1 protein-coding gene is annotated in these 1,885 nt (G+C 44.5%); it reads left to right on the plus strand.

Going from position 1 to position 1,885, the window contains the following annotated elements; translation table 11 throughout:
• Positions 1–549 precede the first annotated feature (549 nt).
• On the plus strand, positions 550–1,809 hold the full coding sequence (gene ltrA / locus R2S57_RS30245; RefSeq protein ID WP_316848634.1) for a group II intron reverse transcriptase/maturase: 1,260 nt from the start codon (positions 550–552) through the stop codon (positions 1,807–1,809).
• Positions 1,810–1,885 lie beyond the last annotated feature (76 nt).

A 1,885-nucleotide genomic window follows, 5' to 3' on the forward strand; every position in this document is an offset into this window, starting at 1 on the left:
TGAGCGACATGAATGATTTGCGCGAGCAAATCAGTGCTGTCTGATTGATGAGGGTCGGCCCCTCGGTATCGGCTTACAGGAGCAGGTACCAAACCGCCTCTGAGCTGCTTGGATTAAGTGTTCTGGTGGTGAGCGTCAGAGGAAAAGGCATCTTAAAGGTGTCAGGTAAGTATAAAGAAGATGAATGCAAATGAACTGCCGAAGAGGCGTCGAAAGGATTAGATGATGTCAAAACTAAAGTACAGTAACACTTTATTATCAGCAGGGAGGACGACCTGTTTACCGTCTCTGTGGCATCCGGCGTATAGGCAGCATGAGCTTTATACAGGCAATCAGATGGAACTTGTGAACCTGTCGGAAGGATGTGAAGGGAAAAGTCCAAGCGGAAGAACCCGTAAGGTCGAAAGTACCGATGCCTTCCACGGGGGCAGAGCCACCTGTAGTAGTGATGATAGTCTTGGAAACTTGACTGGAGCGAAGGAGTGGCATTATCAGGCGCTGTACATTGATAGAAACTGTTCAAGGTTAATACTACAGGAGGTATAGAGGATGTACAGGCCAAAACCATATTGTATTTCAAGAAAGTCGGTTCAGGAAGCCTACTTGAAGATCAAAGCCAACAAAGGCGCAGCTGGTGTAGACAAGATGAGTATGGAAGCATTTGACATGCAATCCCAAAAGCATCTTTACAAGTTATGGAACCAGATGAGTTCTGGTAGCTATGTACCACCCGCCATCAAGTTGGTAGAGATTCCCAAGAAAGATGGGGGTAAAAGGCCATTGGGTATTCCCACGATAACCGACCGGATTGGACAGGCAGTGGTAGCAGTAAGACTGGGAGAAGTGGTCGACAACTTATTTCACGAAGATTCTTACGGTTATCGCCCAAAGAAATCAGCATTACAGGCAGTTGCCAAGGCACGTGAAAGGTGCTGGGCATACAACTGGTTACTGGATGTCGATATTAAAGGGTTCTTCGACAATATTCCGCATGACTTGCTGATGTTAGCCGTTGAAAAGCACACAGAAGAAGATTGGATGGTACTTTACATCAAAAGATGGCTAGTAGCATCCTTAAAACTAGAAGATGGAACAGTAGTTCCAAGGAGTAAAGGAGTACCACAAGGCTCTGTTATTGGTCCGGTTCTTTCAAATCTTTATCTGCATTATGCAATGGATGTGTGGCTAAAAGCCAACTATCCAGATCATGCTTTTGAACGTTATGCAGATGACGCAGTCATTCACTGCAGAACAGAGGAACAGGCCATCCACTTGAAGGAATCATTAGGACAACGGCTAAAGGATTGTGGACTGGAGATGCATGAAGAGAAAACTAAGATTGTCTATTGCAAGGACAGCAACCGCAGGGGAGAAACAGAGAAGGCGGTATCGTTTGACTTTCTTGGTTATACATTCAAGCCCAGACAGGCATTGAACACCAAGAGGCATGTCAGTTTTACCAACTTTCTTCCCGCAGTAAGTATGAAAGCAATGAAAGCGATGAATGAAAAGCTTAACAAGTTGCCGATACTACGAATTGCAGGTATTGAGATAGAAGCTGTTGCCAAAGAAATGAATCCGGTATTGCAGGGTTTGATCAACTATTACGGAAAATTCTATAGCACTAAGTTGAAAGACTTTTTGCGTAGGGTTAACGCGAAGCTGGCCAACTGGGCAATCAGGAAATACAAAGGGTTAAGGGTTAGTTTGACCAGTGCGATGAAATGGATAAGGCGTTTACATAAACGAAAGCCAAACTTATTTGCACATTGGACATTTGGCTCGAAACCTACTATGGAATTACGATAATAAGAGCCGTATGATGGGAGACCATCACGTACGGTTCTGTGAGAATCTCAGGTTGAAACACCTGGGTTTACTTGAT

The organism is Pedobacter psychrodurus (genome assembly GCF_032678585.1).
Lineage (GTDB): Bacteria > Bacteroidota > Bacteroidia > Sphingobacteriales > Sphingobacteriaceae > Pedobacter > Pedobacter psychrodurus_A.